Here is an 18,498-nt window from a genome sequence, read left to right as displayed (position 1 = left end):
TCAGCACAGGATCCAGCCCGAGCTCACCGAACCGGTTCCCACCGAGCCGCGGAGCCATACGCACCGGTGACCGGAGTACACGGTCACGGGACCGGCGTGATGGGTGTAGCGGCCGGTGTCGACCGCGGGGCGCAGGCCACGCGCCTGCACGCTGACCGACATCGGCTTGCGGCCGGACACCTTCTTCGCCACGGTCACGGCGCACACATAGCCGTCATGGCGGTACACCCGCACGGAGCCGGTGGAGAACGGGAGCGTACGGACCTTTCGTCCGGAACAGGAGTCGGCCGCCACGGCGCTGCCCGGGCTCACCATCGCGAGCAGGCCGGACGCCGTCAGCACGGCCAGACCGAACGCCAGGCGTCGGCGTATCGCACCACTGTCCACCGTTGTCCTCCCCGTGACGATCAGCGTACTGATGTACGGACGCATGACGTAGTCCGGATGGTTGCGTCCGGCGGGGGCCATGGACGGTGCTGACGGCGGCCGCGGACGGCCGCCGTCCCGCGCTCACGCCGTGGAGCCGACCGGCTCCTCCGGCTCCGGCTCGCCGACGAAGGTGCGCCACAACTGCGCGTACCGCCCGTCGAGCGCCAGCAGTTCGTCATGGGTGCCGTCCTCGGCGACCCGGCCGTGGTCCATCACCACCACCCGGTCCGCGCGGGCGGCCGTGGTCAGCCGGTGAGCGACCACGAGCGTCGTACGGCGGCCGGCGAGACGATCCGTCGCGCGGTTGACCTGCGCCTCCGTGGCCAGATCGAGAGCGGCGGTCGCCTCGTCGAGCAGCAGGACGTCCGGGTCGACCAGCTCCGCGCGGGCCAGGGCGATCAACTGCCGCTGCCCGGCCGACAGGTTGCGGCCGCGCTCGGCGACCTCGTGCAGATAGCCGCCCTCCAGCGTGGCGATCATCTCGTGCGCGCCGACCGCCCGCGCAGCGGCCTCCACCTCGGCGTCGGTGGCGTCCGGCCTGCCGTAGGCGACGGCGTCGCGCACGGTCCCCTCGAAGAGATACGCCTCCTGCGGGACGACACCGAGCCGGTGCCGGTACGAGGACAGCTCCAGCGAGCGCACATCGGTGCCGTCGACCAGTACCCGACCGCGCGTGGGGTCGTAGAACCGGGCGACGAGCTTCACCAGCGTCGACTTGCCGGCCCCCGTCTCGCCGACGAAGGCGACGGTCTGCCCCGCGGGGATGGTCAGGTCGATCCCGCTGAGCGCCTCCTCGTCGTCGCCGTAGGCGAAGTCGACGCCGTCGAAGGCGATGTCGCCGCGCAGCGACCGCACCTCGACGGGCTCGGCGGCCTCCTTCGTCGTGGTCGGCTCGCGGAGCAGCTCCTGGATGCGACCGAGGGAGACCGTGGCCTGCTGGTAGCCGTCGAAGACCTGGGAGAGCTGCTGCACCGGCGCGAAGAACAGGTCGATGTACAGGAGATAGGCGACCAGGGCGCCCGTCGTCAGGGTCCCGGCGTCCACCCGGTGCGCGCCCACCATCAGCACGGCCGCCGCGGCCACCGAGGACAGCAGCTGCACGAAGGGGAAGTACACGGAGATCAGCCACTGACCGCGGATACGCGCGCTGCGGTAGCTCTCGCTGCCCTCCGTGTAGTGCCGCCTGCCGTCCCGCTCGCGCCGGAAGGCCTGGAGGATCCGCAGACCTGACACCGACTCCTGGAGGTCGGCGTTGACCGCCGACACACGCTCACGGGCGAGTTCGTACGCCTTCACGCTCGCCCGGCGGAAGAAGAAGGTGGCCACGATCAGCGGGGGCAGCGTGGCGAAGACGACAAGCGCGAGCTGCACGTCGATCACGAGCAGCGCGCCCATGATGCCGAAGAAGGTGACCACGGAGACGCAGGCGGTGACCATGCCCGTCTGCAGGAACGTCGACAGTGCGTCCACGTCGGTCGTCATCCGGGTCATGATCCGGCCGGTCAGCTCCCGCTCGTAGTAGTCGAGTCCGAGCCGCTGGAGCTGCGCGAAGATCTTCAGCCGGAGCGAGTACAGGACACGTTCGCCGGTCCGCCCGGTCATCCGGGTCTCGCCGGACTGCGCCGCCCACTGGACGAGGACGGCGAGCAGCGCGAGCAGGGAAGCGGTCCAGACGGCGCCGATCGCCATCCTGGAGACGCCCTGGTCGATGCCGTGCCGGATCAGGATCGGCAGCAGCAGGCCCGTGCCCGCGTCGACCGCGACGAGGGCGAGGCTGACCAGGAGGGGGAGGCCGAAACCGCGCAGCAGCCGGGTGAGGCCGTAGGAGTCCTCGGACCGTACCGCGCGTTTCTCGTCGATGCCGGGAGTGTCGGTGGCCGGGGGCAGCTTCTCGACCTGGGCGAGGAGTTCGGGGGTCGCCGGGGAGGCGGCCAGCGCCAGGTCCCTCGGTTCACGGTCGCCGCTCCACAGGCGCGGGGTGACACCGCGCTCGGTGTCGAACTCGGGGTCCAGCTCCTCCCTGCCCCACTCACGGATGGGCTCGAGCGGGGGGACGCCCAGGGTCGTTTCCTCCTGCGGGGCCGCGGGCAGGGCGTGGCCCGGGGAGACACCGCCGAGTTCGTCCGGATCGGTCAGCAGCCTCCGGTACAGGGCCGACCGCTCCTGGAGCTCCTCGTGCGTGCCGACGTCGGCGAGACGGCCGCCGTCGAGGACGGCGATCCGGTCGGCGAGATTGAGGGTGGAGCGGCGGTGCGCGATCAGCAGTGTCGTCCGGCCCTCCATGACCTGCCTCAGCGCCTCATGGATCTCGTGCTCGACACGGGCGTCCACCGCGGAGGTCGCATCGTCGAGTACCAGCAGACGCGGGTCGGTGAGGATCGCGCGGGCGAGGGCGATGCGCTGCCGCTGACCGCCCGAGAGGGTGAGGCCGTGCTCGCCCACCTTGGTCGCGTACCCCTTGGGCAGCTCGGCGATGAAGCGCTCGGCCTGAGCGGCGCGAGCGGCCTGCTCGATCTGCTCGTCGGTCGCGTCGGGACGGCCGTAGGCGATGTTGTTGCGGACGGTGTCCGAGAACAGGAACGAATCCTCGGGCACCAGGCCGATCGCGGCACGCAGTGACCCGAGCGTCAGCTCGCGCACGTCGTGGCCGCCGACGAGGACGGCCCCGTGCGTCACGTCGTAGAAACGCGGGAGGAGCAGGGAGACCGTGGACTTGCCGGAGCCCGAGGAGCCGACGACGGCGAGCGTCTCGCCGGGACGGATCTCGAACGAGAGCCCGTCGAGGACAGGCCGCCCGTCCTGGTACGCGAAGGAGACGTCGTCGAACTCGACGGTCGCCGGGGCGTCGGCGGGCAGTTCCTTGGTGCCGTCCTCCAGCGACGGCTCGGTGTCGATCAGCTCCAGGACGCGCTCGGCACCCGCGCGGGCCTGCTGGCCCACGGTCAGGACGACGGCCAGCATGCGCACCGGGCCGACGAGCTGGGCGAGGTAGGACGAGAAGGCGACGAACGTGCCGAGGGTGATGTGCCCGCGTACGGCGAGCCAGCCGCCGAGGGCGAGCATGGCGACCTGCCCGAGGGCCGGCACCGCCTGGAGCGCCGGGGTGTACACGGCGTTGAGACGGATGGTGCGCATCCGGCCCGCGAAGAGCCGGCGCCCCACCTGCCGGAGCTTTCCGGTCTCCTGCTCCTCCTGCCCGAAGCCCTTCACCACGCGTACGCCGCTGACGGCGCCGTCGACCACGCCCGCCACGGCGGCCGCCTGGGCCTGTGCGTACCAGGTGGCCGGATGCAGCCGGACGCGACTGCGCTTGGCGATGAACCACAGGGCCGGCGCGACGGCCAGCGCGACAAGGGTCAGCGGTGCCGACAGCCACGCCATGATCCCCAGGGAGATCACGAAGAGCAGGACGTTCCCGATGGTCATCGGGAGCATGAAGAGCAGTCCCTGGATCAGCTGAAGGTCGCTGGTGGCGCGGCCGACGACCTGTCCGGTGGACAGGTCGTCCTGTCGCCGTCCGTCCAGCCGGGTGATCGTCCCGTACATCTCGGTCCGCAGATCGTGCTGGACGTCGAGGGCGAGCCGTCCACCGTAGTAGCGGCGGACGTAGGTGAGGAGATAGACGAGGACGGCAGCGCCGACGAGGGCTCCGGCCCAGGGCGCCATCGAACGGTTGTGGGCGCTGACCACATCGTCGATGATCACCTTGGTGATCAGCGGGACGACCGCCATGACGGCCATACCGCCGAGGGAGGACCCGAGCGCCAGGACCACGTCCTTCGGGTGACGCCACGCGTATCCCGCGAGCCGCCGGGCCCAGCCGCGTTTCTCCCCCTCGTGCACTGCCACGCCGTGCCCTTCCTGCCGTCTGAGATGGTCCTGATCTTCCGCAATGCACCAACGCGGACCGGCACGGATTTCATCCCGCCGCAACAATCCCGGGCGCGGCCGATCGGGTGTCGTCGACGTCCGCGGGCAGGCACCACGGCCTCGTCCGGGCGGCCGGGAGCGGACCGTCGCAGGACTCCGGGCACGGCGTGCAGCCCGGTGGACCGGGCGCGGGGCGGCACCCGGTCCTTACGGCGACCCGGGACGGGTCAGTGGGCGGCCGGGTGCGGCAGGCGGACCCGCAGGGAGTACAGACGGGTGATCTGTGCCGTGTTCTGGTTGTCGTCGCTGGCCAGGAGCACGTTCAGCCGGCCGTGCGAGGCGCCCGTGATCGTCATGCCCTCGATGTTGTCGAGAAGCGGGTTCGGCTGGGGCTGCTTGGCCTGCGCGCCGAGCGAGGGGCAGTCCACCAGGTCGGCGAGGCGGGTCTTGCGGGCGAGGCGCACGCCGTCCTGACCGGCCAGCGTGTTGATGCGCCGGGTGTCGGTGGCGTGGCGCAGGTCGGCCAGATAAAGACGGACCGTGTTGCCGTACCCGGCGGTGAACCCGCGCTCCAGGACCAGCAGCCGGCCGTCCGGGGTCGCGGTGGTCTCGGAGACGCCGAGGCCGGTGTCGGTGCGGTAGCCGTACTGGGCCGCGAGCGAGAAGTGCCGCCCCTGCCGCGTCCAGGTCTGGAAGCGGACGATCCCGGAGGTGTCGCCGCTGAGCGAGCCCTCCATGCCCGCCAGCAGCCTGTGCCCGCCGGACAGCAGGGTCAGGCCCTCGAAGGTCAGGTTCGAGGTGGCGCGCCCGGCCGGGGCGACCTCGAGGGCGGACGGCACGGGAAGGCTGTCGAGGATCTTTCCGTCGCGCGAGTAGCGGCGCACCGACGGCTCGGTCTCCGAGCTGACGAGCCGGGTGCCGTCGCGGTCGACGACCAGGCCCTCGGAGTCGAGCGCCGCGCCCTTGTCGTCGGCGAGACCCACCACACCCGTGGGCTTCAGGCTCCCGCGGCGGAGGGTGAACAGCGACGAACGGTCGGAGAGCGCGGCGATCTGCCCGTCGCGGTCGACGGCGAGCGCGGAGAAGTTGCCGACGAACGTGCCCTCGTACGTCTGCTTGTCGAGGGCGTCGGAGAAGCTCTCGACGGCGACGTGGGAGGAGCACGCGTGGATGGCCGTGGTGCCCCCGAGGGGCGAGGGCCCTGCGGCGGCCGGCGAGGCGGCCGCCGCCACAGTGGCGGTGACGGTGGCGAGCAGGATTCTCAGACGCATGCCCGCCACCGTAGGGCGAGTCGAGTGCCCGGGGGTGGACTCCCCGTGAACCACGGGGAGTTGGACCGTGTCAGCTCGCGGGGACCGCCGGTACTGCCTCCTGCGGCCTGCTCGTCGGCACGAACGCCTTCGTGCCGACGGTCGTCGGTACCAGATCCTTGTGGATGGCCTTGGCCACGTTCTGGATGGTGGTGACGCCGTAGCTCATGGTGCTGTTGTCCTGGGTGAGCACGGTGATCATGTAGTCGTGGCCGCGTCCGTTGAACGTGCCCACGCTGTGGATGCGCCAGCCGTGCGTGGCGCGCTGCAGCCAGCCGTTCTTGACGTGCACGGAGACGCCCGAGGGCGTGCCCGCGGGGGTGCCCCAGCGCTGCGAGGACACGACCTTCCCCATCAGCTTCAGGGTGTACGCACGGGAGTTGTCGCTCAGCACCGAGTTCTTGGCGGTGATGAGCTTGAGCAGCTTCTGCTCGTCCTGCACGTTGATCTGCGTCAGGCCCCAGTAGCCGTTCGCGCCCGGCTTGGTCCGGGTCATCCCGGCCGCGGAGAGGAAGCCCTTGATCTTGGTCAGGCCCAGTTGCTTCCACAGCGCGCTGGTCGCATTGTTGTCCGACTTGGTGATCATCGCCGTGGTGAGGCTGACCTCACGGCTGGTCAGATAGCGGTTGTGCTTCTTGGCGTCCCACAGCAGCGTGGCGAGCACGGTCACCTTGACGACGCTGGCCGAGTCGTAGGCATTGGTGCTGCGCAGCGAGCAGGTGGTGTTGGTGGAGCGGTCGTAGAGGCCGACCGCCACGGTCCCCTTGCGGCCGGAGAGCGCCGCGGTGATGTCCTTCTTCAGCTTGGCCGCCAGGCCCGCCTTGCCCGAAGTGCAGCTGACCGTCGGCGTGGCGGCAGCGGCGGGCGCGGTGGCGGCCACGAGCGGTATGAGCATCCCGGCACCGAGGCTCGCGCAGAGCACACGGGCACGCCGGGACATCCGGTGTGTCATGGAGGTCCCCATCCCCTTGTGTGGAGTCGGACGTACCCGGGCACGTCCGACTTCATGACGCACGGACACGGGTGAAAGGTTGTACGGGCATCACCCCTGCCGCGGGGAATTCACACCCGCGCCGGGCGGGAAGCGGCGCGCCCGGCCCCTGACGGCGGGACCGGGCGCTCGGCCGGTGCGGCGGTCCGGCGGTCAGTCCAGATGCGTCGGCGCGAACATGCGCAGCACCGCCGGGAGCACGACGACCGACGGGCCCGGCGCCGCCAGGGCCTTCGCCAGGTCGGTCTCCAGCGTCCCGGGCGACGTCCGCACCCCCGGGACGCCGAACGACTCCGCGAGGGCCACATAGTCCGGGCGCGTCAGCTCGGTCGCCGTGGTCCGGCCGAAGGCGTCGTTCATGTACTCGCGCAGGATGCCGTAGCCGCCGTCGTCGACGATCAGCCAGGTCACGTTGAGGTCGTACTGCCGTGCCGTCGCCAGTTCGGCGATCGAGTACAGCGCGCCCCCGTCGCCCGAGACCGCGAGCACCGGCCGCGTCGGGTCCGCCACGGCGGCGCCGAGCGCGGCCGGGAAGCCGTAGCCGAGGCCGCCCGCACCCTGTGCCGAGTGCATGGCGTTCGTCCCCCGCGGGTCGAAGGCCGACCACGCCCAGTAGGCCAGGATCGTCATGTCCCAGAAGGACGGCGAGCCGGACGGCAGAGCACGGCGCACCGACGCCAGCACGTCCTGCTCCAGCGTGAGGCCCTGGGCGGCGATACGGTCGGCCACCTTCGCCAGCAGCGTGCGCACGCGCTCGGCTGCCGTCTCGTCCTGCCGGTCGGCCACCGTCTCCAGCAGCGCCTGCAACGCCAGGCGTGCGTCCGCGTGGATGCCGAGGGCGGGGTGGTTGGACTCCAGTTTGCCGAGGTCGGCCTCGATCTGGATCACCCGGCCGCGCGGCCTGAACGTGTGGTAGTTCGACGACAGTTCGCCAAGGCCCGAGCCGACCACCAGCAGCACGTCCGCGTCCTCGAGGAAGTCCGTGGTGTGGCGGTCCTCCAGCCAGGAGCGCAGGGACAGTGGGTGCTCCCAGGGGAACGCCCCCTTGCCGCCGAAGGTGGTGACGACCGGGGCGTTCAGCTTCTCGGCGAGTTGCTGGAGCTTGCCGGAGGCGTCGGCCCTGACCACTCCCCCGCCCGCGATGATCGCCGGGCGTTCGGCACGGGAGAGCAGGTCGGCGGCGACCGCGGTGAGCTCCGGGCGCGGCACCAGTTCGTCGGGGGTCGCGTCCACCGCCGTCACGACCGGCAGGCTCGTCTCCGCGAGGAGCACGTCCTGCGGGATCTCCACCCACACCGGGCCGTGCGGGGCCGTCAGCGCGGACTTCCACGCCGCCGCGATCGCCGACGGGATCTGCGAGGGGGTGCGGACCGTGTGCACGGACTTGACCACGCCCCGGAAGGAGGCGGCCTGGTCGGGCAGTTCGTGCAGATAGCCGCGGCGCCCGCCGCCCAGACCGGCCGTCGGGATCTGGCTGCTGATCGCCAGGACCGGGGCCGAGGCGGCCGCCGCCTCCTGGAGTGCCGCGAGCGAGGTCAGCGCGCCCGGGCCGGTGGACACGATGAGCGGGGCCGCCTCCCCCGTGATCCGGCCGTAGGCGTCCGCCGCGAAGCCCGCGTTGTTCTCCACCCGCAGCCCGACGTACTGCAGGGCGGAGCGCCGGAGCGCGTCGAACATGCCGAGGGCGTGCTGGCCCGGCAGGCCGAAGACCGTCGTGGCGCCCAGCCCCGCCAGCGTCTCCACGACCAGGTCGCCGCCGTTGCGGCCGGGGGGAGGGGCGAGTGCGGCCTCGGTCTGCGCGGCCGTCGGACGAAGGACGAGGTCGTGGTCGTGGGTCACTTGGTCCCGGTCCCCTCACCGGCACGGTCCGCCGCGATCCGGCGGGTCATGAGGGTCGTCAGCTCGTACGCGGTGTGGGACGCGGCCACCGACGTGATCTCCGCGTGGTCGTAGGCCGGTGCCACCTCGACCACGTCGGCCGAGACCAGGTTGCAGGAGGCGAGGCCGCGCAGGATCTCCAGGAGCTCGCGCGAGGTCATGCCGCCGGCCTCGGGAGTGCCGGTGCCGGGAGCGTGGGCCGGGTCGAGGCAGTCGATGTCGATCGAGATGTACAGCGGGCGGTCGCCGATGCGCTGCCGGAGCTGGTCGGCGACCTCGTCCGCACCGCGGCGGTAGATGTCGGCGGACGTGACGATGCCGAAGCCCATCTTCTCGTCGTCGGTGAGGTCCTGCTTGCCGTAGAGCGGGCCGCGGGTGCCGACGTGGGAGAGCGCGGAGGTGTCGAGGATGCCCTCCTCGACGGCACGGCGGAACGGGGTGCCGTGCGTGTACTCGGCGCCGAAGTAGGTGTCCCAGGTGTCCAGGTGGGCGTCGAAGTGCAGCAGGGCCACCGGGCCGTGCTTCTTCGCCACCGAGCGCAGCAGGGGCAGGGCGATGGTGTGGTCGCCGCCGAGCGTCATCAGGCGGGCGCCGGTGCTGAGCAGTTCGTCGGCGGCGGCCTCTACGGTCTCCACCGCCTCGTTGATGTTGAACGGGTTCACCGCGATGTCGCCGCCGTCCGCGACCTGCGCGAGTGCGAAGGGGGAGGCGTCCTGCGCCGGGTTGTACGGGCGCAGCAGACGGGACGCCTCACGGATCGCGTTGCCGCCGAAGCGGGCGCCGGGCCGGTAGGAGACGCCCGAGTCGAAGGGCACGCCGACCACCGCGACGTCGGCGGTGCCGACCTCGTCGAGGCGGGGCAGCCGGGCGAAGGTCGCGGGTCCCGCGTACCGCGGAATGCGGGACGAGTCGACGGGTCCGCGCGGCCGGCTGTCGCCTGCTGCGGTGTTCTCGGTGCTGCTCATCGTCGGACCCCTCCAGGTCGTGCGTGTTTCCTCCAGTGTCGCGGACCCCGGGGGCCCGCCCGGCCCGGCAGCCGTGCGGTTGCCGGGCCGAAGCAAGGGGGCTAGGCGCCCACTGTCGCGGGCTCGTCCGCGACGGGCGCGCCGCGGCCCGCGAGCCGCTCGCGCCAGGTGGCCAGCACGGCCTCGTCCGTCGGCTTCGTCAGGAGCGACACCACGACGTACACCGCGAGCGAGGCCAGTAGCCCGTAGTAGACCGGCTCGTTGGCGAGGATGCCGTAGGACGCCATCAGGCCGATCACGGCGAGACCGCCGACCACCACCGAGGCGAGGGCGCCCTGCACGGTGCCCCGCTTCCACAGCAGGCCGCCCAGGATGGGGACGAGCAGGCCGGCCACGAGCAGGTTGTAGGCGACGGTCAGCGCCTCGACCACGTTGTTCAGCGCGATGGCCGTACCGATCACGCCGACCCCCATGATCAGGATGAAGACCCGGTTGCCCTTGACCTCGTCGTGGCCCTCCTCGCCCCGGCGCACGATCCCGCGCAGCCGTGACCAGATGTCGTTGTTGGCGACGGTCGCGCACGCGATGAGCGCACCGGACGAGGTCGACATCACGGCGGCGAGTGCGGCGGCGAGCACCAGTCCCCTTATGCCGATGGGCAGTTCGTCCTTGACGATGGTCGCGAACGCGTCGTCCGGGCTGCCCAGCTTCGGGTACATCACCTTGGCCGCGGTGCCGATGACGGCGCCGGCCAGTGCGTAGACCAGGCAGTAGGTGCCGGCCACGGTGCCGCCCCACTTGGCGGTGCGGTCGCCGCGCGCGGTGAAGACGCGCTGCCAGATGTCCTGCCCGATCAGCATGCCGAAGGTGTAGATCAGCACATAGGTGAAGATCGTCTCACCGCCGATCCCCAGCGGGTCGAAGTACGAGGTGGGCAGTTGGGCCTTCATCTCGCTGAAGCCGCCGGCCTTGACGACCGCGATGGGCAGCAGCAGGAGCAGTACGCCGATGGTCTTCACCACGAACTGCACCATGTCGGTCAGCGTGATGGACCACATGCCGCCGAGCGTCGAGTACGCGACGACGATGGTGCCGCCGAGCACGATCGCGACGGTCCGGTTCATGTCGAAGAGGACGTCGAAGATGGTGGCGTAGGCGATGGTCGAGGTGACCGCGAGCATGAGGGTGTAGGCCCACATGACCAGGCCCGAGATCATCCCGGCCCGGCCGCCGTAGCGCAGGTCGAGCATCTCCGAGACGGTGTAGACCTTCAGACGGGCGATGCGCGCGGAGAAGAACACCGACAGGGCGAGCAGGCCGAGGCCGATGGTGAACACCATCCAGGCGCCGGAGAGCCCGTACTGGTAGCCGAGGCCGACGCCTCCGATGGTGGACGCGCCGCCCAGGACGATCGCGGCCATGGTGCCGGAGTACATGGCGGGTCCGAGGCGGCGGCCCGCGACCAGGAACTCGCTCTTGGACCTGGCGCGGCGCATGCCCCACCATCCCATGGCCAGCATGCCGACCAGATAGACGACGATCACTGTGTAGTCGACGGCCATAGGGGGCCCTCCTTCGCGCGCTCCGGTGGCGTGTCGTGCAGATGGGTCTCGGGGACGCGGCCGGCTGTCGGCTCGACCGGTGTGGACGGCAGCGGCTCGCGGGGACATCCGCCCGTACCCACGGCTGCCGGTCTGGACCGACCCTAGGTGGCCGGAAAGCGACACTGAAGTGTACGTTTCATCCACTCGAGCGGAGCGTTATGGAGGAACCGTCCACCATGCCGGACACAGCGACCCCCTCGGCACCGGCGGTGCCGCCGACCCCACCGGTGCCACTGGCCGCCCTGCTCGCCCGGGAGGACCTGGCCCTGCGGCAGATCGCGGGACCGAGCCGCCCGGACATCGTGATCCACTGGGCGCACACCTCGGAGATGGCGGACCCCTATCCGTATCTGCTGGGCGGTGAGCTGCTGCTGACGGCGGGTGTGCACGTCCCGGATGCCGCGGGCCCGGACCGGGACGCACCCGGTAGGGCCGCCCCCGCATGGGACGCGTACTTCGACGACTACGTCTCCCGGATCGTGGCGGCGGGCGGCACGGCGCTCGGTTTCGGCGTTGCGCCGGTGCACGACACGGTGCCGCGGGCATTGGTCGAGGCCTGCGACCGGCACGGACTGCCGCTCCTCGAGGTGCCGCCCCGGACGACCTTCTCCGGTGTGGCCCGGGCGGTGTGGCAGCTGATGGCACAGGCCCGCCTCGCCGAGCTGCGCCGGGTCACCGAGGCCCAGCAGAGTCTGGCCGCGGCGGCGGCGCGCCCGGACCCGGTGCCCTCCGTGCTGCGGCAGCTGGCCCAGCGGGTGGCCGGCTGGTCGGTGCTCTACGGACCGGACGGGGCGCAGATCGCGACGGCGGGCCGGGAGCAGGCCGCCGAGGCGCAGGAGGCCATGGCGGGGCTGGCGCGGGTCGTCCGGCCGGTCGTGTCCTCCGGAGCGGTCCGCGCCCTTCCGGCCGGGCGGCCGGCTCCGTCCTCCGCCGCCGACACCGTGGCCGGCACCCACCTCGCCGCCTACGCCCTCGGCACCGCGCAGGGCTTTGTGCTCGGCGTCGCGTCACCGCGGCGCGACCCGGGTGACAACACCATCGCGTCGGTCGCCGCCGTCCTCCTCTCCCTCCTGACCGGCGAGCACCAGAGCGGCGACGACGTGGCGCGATCCGCGGCGCTCGTACGACTGCTGCTGGGGGCCGCGCCGGAGGCGGTCGCGCCGCTGCTCGGCGCCGAACGGTGGCTCGTCGTGCACGCACGGGCGGACGCCCGGCCGCCCTCGGTCCCGGAGCCCCGCGCGGGCGGCCGGGACGCCCGGGGCTCCGTGGCCGCCTCCGCGCTCGGCGCCGCTCTCGGGTCCGCGCTGGTCGACCCCGCGAACGGGATCGTGCGCGTCCTCGTCCCCGCCGACCGCGAACCCGCCCCGCAGCCCGGCTGGACCCTCGGTGTCAGCGCCGCGGTCGCCCCGCACGACTGGCCCGCCGCCGACACCCAGGCCTCCCGCGCACTGGCCCGCGCCCGCGCAACCCGGGCGCCGCTGGTGCGCCACGGCGAGCGCACGGGCCTGGCCGACCTGGTCCCGCCCGCGCAGGCGGAGGTGCACGCCCGCACCCTCCTCGCGCCGCTCTCGGACGCCCCCGCGCTCACCGAGACGCTGCGCGCCTGGCTCTCCCTGCACGGCAGCTGGGATCGCACGGCGGTGGCGCTCTCGGTCCACCGCAACACGGTCCGCCAGCGCATCGCCCGCTGCGCGACCCTGCTGCGGGCGGACCTCGACGATCCCGACGTGCGCATGGAACTGTGGTTCGCGCTGAAGCAGGTGGGACAGGACTGACAGGCCCGGACCCGTTCCCGAGTGAGCCATGTCCCATGGTGCGGGACACCGGCCCCCGCCACCGGGTGCGCCCGGCAGAATGGGTGCCATGCCGATACCCGCGATCCCCAGCCGCGCCGAACTGGTCGACCACCTCGTACGGACCCGTATCGCGGGAGACGTCGCCACGCCCCGCGAGAACAACCTCTCCCACTACCGCAAGCTCTCGAACGGCGACCGCAACTTCTGGCTCGGCCTGGAGCTCGGGGACCGCTGGACCGACGAGCAGGACGTCCTCGCGGTCATGGCGGAGCGCTGCGGCGTCAACGACGACCCCGAGTACCGCTACGGCCAGGACACCATCGATCCCGAACTGACCGTCGACGCCCTGGAGCGCCTCGCGGCACGCCTGCGCAAGGCCGCCGACGGGGAGCAGCGGGTCCTGTTCGCCACCGGTCACCCCGGCGGGCTGCTCGACGTCCACCGCGCCACGGCCGCCGCGCTGCGCGCCGCCGGCTGCGAGATCGTCGCGATCCCGGAGGGGCTGCAGACGGAGGAGGGCTACGTCATGCAGTTCGCCGACGTGGCCGTCCTGGAGCACGGCGCCACGCTGTGGCACACCCACTCCGGGGAGCCCATGCGCGAGATCCTGAAGGGCCTGGAGCGCGAAAGCCGCCCGCTGCCGGACCTGGTCGTCGCCGACCACGGCTGGGCCGGCCGCGCGGGCCAGTCCGGGATCGACTCCGTCGGGTACGCCGACTGCAACGACCCGGCCCTGTTCCTCGCCGAGGCCGAGGGCACCGTCCAGGTGACGATCCCCCTCGACGACCATGTGACGAGCCCGCGCCACTACGACCCGATGACGGCGTACCTGCTGAACGCCGCTGGGCTGGCCTGAGCGGCGTGATCCGTCGGAGCGGGACACGATTCCCGCCCGTCGCCCCGCCCCCGTAGCCCCCGTCGCCAGGTGCGGCACGAACCCGGCAGGACCGCCGATCGGGGGTCACGCCGAGTCGGGCCACCTGGGACCGGCGGGTTCGCCGAGTCGGGTCCTACCCGCATTCGAGGCGGCGGGAATGCGAAACGGGGGCTCCCCGCACGGGTGAGCCCCCGGCCGCGCAGACGTACCGCGGTGTCATCGCGGGACGCGGACCACACCTTCCTGGATCACCGAGATCGCCAGCCGGCCGTCCTCGGTGTAGATACGGGCCTGGCCGAGCCCGCGCCCGCCGTACGCCGACGGGGACTCCTGGTCGTACAGGAGCCACTCGTCGGCGCGGAACGGCCGGTGGAACCACATGGCGTGGTCCAGTGAGGCCCCGACGACGTCGCCGAGCGCCCAGCCGCCCCGTCCGTGCGCGAGCAGGACGGAGTCGAGGAGCGTCATGTCGGAGACGTACGTGGCGAGCACGACGTGCAGCAGCGGATCGTCGTCGAGCTTGCCGTTGGTGCGGAACCACACCTGGGAGTGCGGATCGCGCGGCTCGCCGAACTTCCCGTAGGGAGGCTCCTCGACGTAGCGCAGATCGACCGCCGCCCGGGCCTCCAGCAACCGCTCCACGACGTCGGACGGGATGTGGCCGTAGCCGCGCATCCGCTCGTGCGAGGTGGGCAGCGACTCCGGGTCCGGTGCGGGCGGCATCAGGGCCTGGTGGTCGAGGCCGTCCTCGTGACTCTGGAAGGAGGCCGAGAGGTGGAAGATCGGCTTGCCGTGCTGCACCGCGACGACCCGGCGCGTGGTGAAGGAACGGCCGTCGCGGATCCGGTCGACCTCGTAGACGATGGGCGCGCCCGGATCCCCGGGGCGCAGGAAGTACGCGTGCAGGGAGTGGGCGGGCCGGTCCTCGGGGACCGTCCGCCCGGCGGCGACCATCGCCTGGGCCGCCACCTGTCCGCCGAACACGCGCGGGACGACGGCCGACCGGGACCTTCCACGGAAGATGTCCTGCTCGATCCGCTCGAGGTCGAGCAGATCGAGCAGGGACTGCAGTGCCTGACTCATGGGGTCAGTTGTATCGAGCAGTGTTTTCCGGGGCCTTACAGACCCATGTCCTTGGCGATGATCGACTTCATGATCTCGCTGGTACCGCCGTAGATCCGGTTGACGCGGTTGTCGGCGTACAGACGGGCGATCGGGTACTCGTTCATGTAGCCGTAGCCGCCGTGCAGCTGGAGGCAGCGGTCTATGACGCGGTGCGCGACCTCGGTGCAGAAGAGCTTGGCGGAGGCGGCCTCGGCCGGGGTCAGGTCACCGGCGTCCAGGGCCTCGAGGGCGCGGTCGGCGACCGCCTCGGCGGCGTCCACCTCGGACTGGCAGGCGGCCAGCTCGAACTTGGTGTTCTGGAAGTGGGCGACCGGCTTGCCGAAGACGGTGCGGTCCTGCACGTACTGCTTGGCGAACCGGACGGCGGCCTTGGCCTGCGCGTACGCACCGAAGGCGATGCCCCAGCGCTCGGAGGGGAGGTTGGCGCCGAGGTAGTAGAAGCCCTTGTTCTCCTCGCCGAGCAGGTCCTCGAGCGGGACCTTGACGTCGACGAAGGCCAGCTCGGCGGTGTCCGAGGTCTTCAGTCCGAGCTTGTCGAGCTTGCGGCCGACCGAGTAGCCCTCGGACTTGGTGTCCACCGCGAACAGGGAGATGCCGTAGCGGCGGTCCTCGGCGGTGGGCGCGGAGGTGCGGGCGCAGACGATGACCCGGTCGGCGTGGACGCCACCGGTGATGAAGGTCTTGGCGCCGTTGAGGACGTAGTGCGTGCCGTCCTCCGAGAGCCTGGCGGTGGTCTTCATGCCCGCGAGGTCGGAACCGGTGCCCGGCTCGGTCATCGCGATCGCCCACATCTCCTCGGCGGAGACGAACTTCGGGAGGTAGCGCTTCTTCTGCTCGTCGGTGGCGAGCATCTTTATGTAGGGCAGGGCGAGCAGCACGTGCACGCCGGAACCGCCGAAGGTGACGCCCGCGCGGGCGGTCTCCTCGTACTGGATCGCCTCGAACTTGTGCGTCTCCAGACCGGCGCCGCCGAACTCCTCCGGCACGTTGATGCCGAACAGGCCGAGCTCGGCGAGCTTGTAGTAGAACTCGCGCGGCGCCTGGCCGGCGGCGAACCACTCGTCGTAGACCGGGACGACCTCGGCCTCGATGAAGGCGCGCAGGGTCTCCCGGAATGCCTCGTGGTCCTCGTTGAACACCGTACGGCGCACCGCCGCCACCGCCCTTCTGTGCGCCTGAACCGGCGCCGCTCTCGCGTACCTGGTTGCCCGCCGTCCGGGTTACGCCGGCGGCGACCCCGTGGCTAAGCGCTTGCTCAGCAGATACGTTACCGGCCGGTCACGACGGTCGTCCAGAGCGGTCCGCACGTAACGCTCGTCACGCTTGCGGAGCAGCCGGCTCAGTCCGACCCGGCCGCCGCGAACGCCCCCCTCGCCATCCGGTGCAGCAGCTCCGACGTCACCCCGCGACCCGGGAGCGAACCCGGCCGTCCCAGATGCGGTGTCGAGTTGAGCAGGCCGAAGACCGAGTGCACGGCCGAGCGGGCGGTCGGCTCGGCCAGATCCGGGTACACCTCGCGGACGACACCCACCCACAGCTCGACGTACTGCCGCTGCAGCTGACGCACCAGCTTGCGGTCGGTGTCCCGGAGGCGGTCCAGCTCACGGTCGTGCAGGGTGATCAGGGGACGGTCGTCGAGCGCGAAGTCGATGTGCCCCTCGATCAGCGAGTCGAGGACCCTTCCGGGGTCGCGCCCCGCGGGCTCCCCGTCCGCCTCGGCGACCCGTCGCCTGGCCCCGGTCAGCAGCTGCCCGCTGATGCCCACGAGCAGCTCGGCGAGCATCGCGTCCTTGCCCGCGAAGTGCCGGTACAGACCGGGTCCGCTGATGCCGACCGCGGCTCCTATCTCGTCCACCCCGACGCCGTGGAAGCCGCGCTCGGCGAAGAGCCGCGCGGCCTCCTTGAGGATCTGCTCGCGACGGGTGGGGGCGTCGGTTCTGGTGGCCATGGAATCGATTCTAGACAGGGAGGTTAGCGGTCGTTAACCTGAAGGAAATGCGTTAACGCTCATTAACAAGGTGAGGGGACCGCAGGATGCTGGAGGCACCGGAGCTGACGAGCGCGGCCGATCCCGCGTCGGAGGCCTGGCGGGCCAATGAAGAGGCGCACCGCGAGCTGGGTGGGCAACTGCGCGCGAAGCTTGCCGCGGCCCGGCTGGGCGGCGGCGACAAGGCCCGCGCGCGCCATACGGCACGCGGCAAGCTGCTGCCGCGCGACCGGGTGGACACCCTGCTGGACCCGGGGTCGCCCTTCCTTGAGCTGGCGCCCCTCGCCGCCGACGGGATGTACGACGGACAGGCACCCGCCGCCGGCGTGATCGCCGGGATCGGGCGGATCAGCGGCCGCGAGTGCGTGATCGTCGCCAACGACGCCACGGTCAAGGGCGGCACGTACTACCCGATGACGGTGAAGAAGCATCTGCGCGCCCAGGAGGTGGCGCTCGAGAACCGCCTCCCCTGCGTCTACCTCGTCGACTCCGGAGGCGCCTTCCTGCCCATGCAGGACGAGGTGTTCCCCGACCGCGAGCACTTCGGGCGGATCTTCTACAACCAGGCGCGGATGTCCGGGGCCGGCATTCCGCAGATCGCGGCCGTCCTCGGCTCCTGCACGGCGGGCGGGGCCTACGTCCCGGCGATGAGCGACGAGGCCGTCATCGTGCGCAATCAGGGCACCATCTTCCTGGGCGGGCCGCCCCTGGTGAAGGCTGCCACCGGCGAGGTGGTGACCGCCGAGGAGCTGGGCGGCGGCGAGGTCCACTCGCGGGTGTCCGGTGTGACGGACCACCTCGCGGAGGACGACGCCCACGCGCTGCGGATCGTCCGGACGATCGTCTCGACCCTCCCCGCCCGGGGCCCGCTGCCCTGGGAGGTCGTCCCCTCGGTGGAGCCGAAGGTGGACCCCTACGGCCTGTACGGCGCGGTGCCCGTCGACTCCCGCACCCCCTACGACGTGCGCGAGGTCATCGCGCGTGTGGTGGACGGCTCGCGCTTCGCCGAGTTCAAGGCGGAGTTCGGGCAGACCCTTGTCACCGGCTTCGCCCGGATCCAGGGCCACCCGGTCGGGATCGTCGCCAACAACGGCATCCTGTTCTCCGAGTCCGCCCAGAAGGGCGCCCACTTCATCGAGCTGTGCGACCAGCGCGGCATCCCGCTGGTGTTCCTGCAGAACATCTCCGGCTTCATGGTCGGCCGCGACTACGAGGCGGGCGGCATCGCCAAGCACGGCGCGAAGATGGTCACGGCGGTCGCCTGCACTCGTGTACCGAAGCTCACGGTCGTCGTGGGCGGCTCGTTCGGCGCGGGCAACTACTCGATGTGCGGCCGGGCGTATTCACCGCGCTTCCTGTGGATGTGGCCGAACGCGAAGATCTCGGTGATGGGCGGTGAGCAGGCCGCGTCGGTCCTCGCGACCGTCAAGCGCGACCAGTTCGAGGCCCGCGGGGAGTCCTGGCCGCTGGAGGACGAGGAGTCCTTCAAGGCCCCGATCCGCGCCCAGTACGAACAGCAGGGGAACGCCTACTACGCGACGGCCCGGCTGTGGGACGACGGAGTGATCGACCCGATGGAGACCCGGCAGGTGCTGGGACTGGCCCTGACCGCCTGTGCCAACGCCCCGCTGGGCGATCCCGGCTTCGGCGTCTTCCGGATGTGAGG

General features: G+C 71.6%; 13 protein-coding genes. 3 read left to right on the top strand and 10 right to left on the bottom strand.

Translation table 11 applies throughout. The annotated features are described in order from the left end of the window. The 7 genes from RCR19_RS23475 to RCR19_RS23445 all read right to left on the bottom strand — a co-directional run bounded on the left by RCR19_RS23475 (nt 1) and on the right by RCR19_RS23445 (nt 11,005). Nucleotides 1-387 (bottom strand): hypothetical protein, encoded by a 387-nt coding sequence (locus tag RCR19_RS23475; RefSeq protein ID WP_331269535.1) that lies wholly within the window; start codon nt 385-387, stop codon nt 1-3. 123 nt (nt 388-510) lie between these two features. Beyond that, the gene (locus RCR19_RS23470; RefSeq protein WP_331266911.1) at nt 511-4,278 is read right to left on the bottom strand and encodes an ABC transporter ATP-binding protein; all 3,768 of its coding nucleotides are present in this window, start codon (nt 4,276-4,278) and stop codon (nt 511-513) included. A gap of 248 nt (nt 4,279-4,526) precedes the next feature. After that, a complete protein-coding gene (locus RCR19_RS23465; protein WP_331266910.1) occupies nt 4,527-5,570 on the bottom strand; it encodes an esterase-like activity of phytase family protein in 1,044 nt (347 codons plus the stop codon). Nucleotides 5,571-5,640: 70 nt separating this feature from the next. Beyond that, complete coding sequence (locus RCR19_RS23460; protein WP_331269534.1) at nt 5,641-6,504, bottom strand: serine hydrolase; 864 nt, start codon at nt 6,502-6,504, stop codon at nt 5,641-5,643. 249 nt (nt 6,505-6,753) lie between these two features. After that, on the bottom strand, nt 6,754-8,439 hold the full coding sequence (locus RCR19_RS23455) for a thiamine pyrophosphate-binding protein (RefSeq protein WP_331266909.1): 1,686 nt from the start codon (nt 8,437-8,439) through the stop codon (nt 6,754-6,756). Continuing rightward, nucleotides 8,436-9,443, bottom strand: coding sequence for an agmatinase (gene speB / locus RCR19_RS23450; protein WP_331266908.1), 1,008 nt, complete (start codon nt 9,441-9,443; stop codon nt 8,436-8,438). Before speB ends, RCR19_RS23455 begins: the two co-directional genes overlap by 4 nt. Nucleotides 9,444-9,544: 101 nt before the next feature. Beyond that, on the bottom strand, nt 9,545-11,005 hold the full coding sequence (locus tag RCR19_RS23445) for a sodium:solute symporter (RefSeq protein WP_331266907.1): 1,461 nt from the start codon (nt 11,003-11,005) through the stop codon (nt 9,545-9,547). Between the two features lie 200 nt (nt 11,006-11,205). Here RCR19_RS23445 and RCR19_RS23440 point away from each other — a divergent pair, with 200 nt between their 5' ends. Together RCR19_RS23440 and RCR19_RS23435 are read left to right on the top strand one after the other, a co-directional pair. Continuing rightward, the gene (locus RCR19_RS23440) at nt 11,206-12,822 is read left to right on the top strand and encodes a PucR family transcriptional regulator (RefSeq protein WP_331266906.1); all 1,617 of its coding nucleotides are present in this window, start codon (nt 11,206-11,208) and stop codon (nt 12,820-12,822) included. A gap of 88 nt (nt 12,823-12,910) precedes the next feature. Then, the gene (locus RCR19_RS23435; protein ID WP_331266905.1) at nt 12,911-13,699 is read left to right on the top strand and encodes a phosphatase; all 789 of its coding nucleotides are present in this window, start codon (nt 12,911-12,913) and stop codon (nt 13,697-13,699) included. 237 nt (nt 13,700-13,936) lie between these two features. Here the strand turns inward: RCR19_RS23435 and RCR19_RS23430 are convergent, their stop codons facing one another. The 3 genes from RCR19_RS23430 to RCR19_RS23420 form a co-directional block, all read right to left on the bottom strand. Continuing rightward, nucleotides 13,937-14,803, bottom strand: a complete 867-nt coding sequence (locus RCR19_RS23430; RefSeq protein WP_331266904.1) for an acyl-CoA thioesterase II — start codon at nt 14,801-14,803, stop codon at nt 13,937-13,939. 35 nt (nt 14,804-14,838) lie between these two features. After that, the gene (locus RCR19_RS23425) at nt 14,839-15,996 is read right to left on the bottom strand and encodes an acyl-CoA dehydrogenase family protein (protein WP_331266903.1); all 1,158 of its coding nucleotides are present in this window, start codon (nt 15,994-15,996) and stop codon (nt 14,839-14,841) included. 188 nt (nt 15,997-16,184) lie between these two features. After that, nucleotides 16,185-16,793 carry a TetR/AcrR family transcriptional regulator gene (locus tag RCR19_RS23420; RefSeq protein ID WP_331266902.1) on the bottom strand — a complete coding sequence of 203 codons (609 nt, stop codon included), beginning with the start codon at nt 16,791-16,793 and terminating at the stop codon, nt 16,185-16,187. Between the two features lie 86 nt (nt 16,794-16,879). On the opposite strand from RCR19_RS23420, the gene RCR19_RS23415 reads away from it, so the two are divergent. Continuing rightward, nucleotides 16,880-18,496 carry a carboxyl transferase domain-containing protein gene (locus RCR19_RS23415; RefSeq protein WP_331266901.1) on the top strand — a complete coding sequence of 539 codons (1,617 nt, stop codon included), beginning with the start codon at nt 16,880-16,882 and terminating at the stop codon, nt 18,494-18,496. Nucleotides 18,497-18,498 lie beyond the last annotated feature (2 nt).

The organism is Streptomyces sp. WAC07094, assembly GCF_036320405.1.
In the GTDB taxonomy this organism is placed as follows: domain Bacteria; phylum Actinomycetota; class Actinomycetes; order Streptomycetales; family Streptomycetaceae; genus Streptomyces; species Streptomyces lannensis.
Note: the sequence above shows the minus strand (reverse complement) of the source record. Positions and strands in the feature narration are given on the sequence as shown.